Source organism: Nonomuraea sp. KM90, assembly GCF_052246675.1.
GTDB lineage: Bacteria > Actinomycetota > Actinomycetes > Streptosporangiales > Streptosporangiaceae > Nonomuraea.
Map to the genome: position 1 here is coordinate 1 of NZ_JBQQCB010000318.1, position 2,333 is coordinate 2,333.

Consider the following 2,333-nt stretch of genomic DNA (forward strand, 5'->3'; position numbering starts at 1 on the left):
CTAGACGTTTCCTCCCCGCGTACTCTGGCCAAGTAGTCAAACTTGACTAGCTCAACCAATCCGTTCGCAACACCGAGAGAAGGAATCGAACCCATGAGAAACCTCGCGATCGAGACGAGAGGGTTGAGCGGAGGTGGGCGCACGTCGGCGACGAAGCTCCTGGTACTCGGTATCGTGCACCTCTCCGGCGGCGCGCATGGCTACCAGGTGCGGTCCGAACTGCAGAGCTGGGGTGCGGAGAGTTGGGCCAAGATCAAGCCCGGCTCGATTTATCACGCGCTGAAGAAGGCGGCGGCTGATGGCCTCCTCACCGAACACGCCGAGCCGGGCAACTCCGGGCCGGAGCGCGTTCTGTACCGCGCGACAGCTCGGGGGCGTGACGAGATGGTCGAACTGGTCCGGGACGGTCTGCGGCGCACCCACGACCCGGACATGCTCAACGCGTCCATCGCCATGTTGCCCATGCTGACCAGGACAGATGCCATCGCGCAGGTTAACGAGCGGGTCGCGCGCCTGGAAGCGGAGCTCGTAGAGCAGGCCAAGTGGCGGGAGCACCCCAATAGGGACGCCCCCGAGCACGTCCGCGACCAGGCCGAACTATGGGCGGGACAGGCACGCACCGAACTGGAGTGGGCGAAGAGCCTGAGCAAACGACTGTCTGAGGGCGCCTACACCATGGCCGATGATCCGGGTTCGTGGCGAACGGTCCACGATCCCCTCAAGATGCGCTTCTAATCAACCTTGACTAGACGTTTCCTCCCCGCGTACTCTGGCCAAGTAGTCAAACTTGACTAGCTCAACCAATCCGTTCGCAACACCGAGAGAAGGAATCGAACCCATGAGAAACCTCGCGATCGAGACGAGAGGGTTGAAGAAGAGCTTCGGCAAGACCCACGCGGTCGCCGGTGTGGACCTGGCCGTGAGCGCCGGGGGCGTGTACGGCGTGCTCGGTCCGAACGGGGCGGGCAAGACCACCACGATCCGCATGCTGGCCACGCTCCTGCGCCCCGACGCCGGAGAGGCGCAAGTGCTCGGCTACGACGTCGTGCGTGACGCCCAGGCGGTGCGAAGCAGGGTGGGCCTCACCGGGCAGTTCGCGTCGGTCGACGAGGACCTCACCGGGGTGGAGAACCTGTTGCTGCTCGCCAGGCTGCTCGGCTACTCACGCCGCCGAGGCAGGGAGCGGGCGACCGACCTGCTCGACGCGTTCGGCCTCGCCGAGGCGGCCGACCGGCAGGTGAAGAAGTACTCCGGCGGGATGCGCCGGCGCATCGACATCGCGGCGAGCCTGGTCGTCACCCCCGAACTGATCTTCCTCGACGAGCCGACCACCGGGCTCGACCCGCGCAGCAGGAACCAGGTCTGGGAGATCGTCAGGGGCATGGTCGCCGAGGGCGCCACCGTGTTGCTGACCACTCAGTACCTCGACGAGGCCGACCAGCTCGCCGACCGGATAGCGGTGATCGACCACGGGAAGGTCATCGCCGAGGGCTCGAGCGGCGAGCTCAAGGCATCGGTCGGCGCCGGCTCGCTGCACGTACGGCTACGTGCGCCCGAGCAGCGGGCCGAGGCCGAACGGGTCCTCGCCGGCGTCCTCGAGGTGCCGGCCGAGCCGTCCGCCGACCCGGCCGCGCTGTCCGCGCGGATCTCCGACCCCGAGCGGGTCGCCCGCGCCCTGGCCGAGCTGTCCCGCAGCGGCATCGACGTCACCGAGTTCGCGCTCGGTCAGCCGAGCCTGGACGAGGTGTTCCTCACCCTGACCGGACACGCCGCCGAGGAGACACCCGAGGAGGATGCCGCATGAATGCCACGACCGCAGAGCAGGCGTCGGCGCCGGTCACCGAGGACGCGCTGCGCAGTGTGCTGTTGGCCGGCGAGCGGCCGTCTCGCCCCGGCCCGGTGCTCACCTCGTTGACATTCGGCTGGCGCGCTTTGCTGAAGATCAAACACGTGCCCGAGCAGCTCGTCGACGTGACCATGTTCCCGATCATGTTCACGCTGATGTTCACCTACCTGTTCGGCGGGGCGCTCGCCGGGTCGACTCAGGAGTACCTGCAGTTCCTGCTGCCCGGCATCCTGGTGCAGGCGAACGTCATGATCACCATGAACACCGGCATAACGCTGAACACCGACATCCAGAAAGGCGTTTTCGACAGGTTCAGGTCACTTCCGGTGTGGCGACCGTCGCCGCTGGTCGGCGCCCTGCTCGGCGATGTGATGCGCTACTCGATCGGGTCGGCGATCGTGATCACGCTCGGACTGGTCCTCGGGTTCCGGCCAGAGGGCGGCGCCGTCGGGGTGGTGCTGTCGGTGGCGCTGCTGCTGGTGTTCTC

Annotated in this window: 3 protein-coding genes; all 3 read left to right on the forward strand. The window is 66.9% G+C overall.

Annotated features, from left to right (window positions below; all coding sequences use genetic code 11):
- Positions 1-93: 93 nt before the first annotated feature.
- Positions 94-735: a PadR family transcriptional regulator gene (locus ACTWPW_RS63830; RefSeq protein ID WP_443174982.1), complete on the forward strand. Its 642-nt coding sequence runs from the start codon at positions 94-96 to the stop codon at positions 733-735.
- Positions 736-838: 103 nt separating this feature from the next.
- Positions 839-1,804: an ATP-binding cassette domain-containing protein gene (locus ACTWPW_RS63835; protein ID WP_443174983.1), complete on the forward strand. Its 966-nt coding sequence runs from the start codon at positions 839-841 to the stop codon at positions 1,802-1,804.
- The coding region (locus tag ACTWPW_RS63840; RefSeq protein ID WP_443174984.1) for an ABC transporter permease at positions 1,801-2,333 on the forward strand (533 nt) is incomplete at its 3' end. The genes ACTWPW_RS63835 and ACTWPW_RS63840, both read left to right, overlap by 4 nt.

What these genes read in the sequence shown, in the direction of transcription:
- ACTWPW_RS63830 (WP_443174982.1), top strand. Translation starts at nt 94, where the DNA reads ATGAGAAACCTCGCGATCGAGACGAGAGGGTTGAGCGGAGGTGGGCGC.
- ACTWPW_RS63835 (WP_443174983.1), top strand. Translation starts at nt 839, where the DNA reads ATGAGAAACCTCGCGATCGAGACGAGAGGGTTGAAGAAGAGCTTCGGC.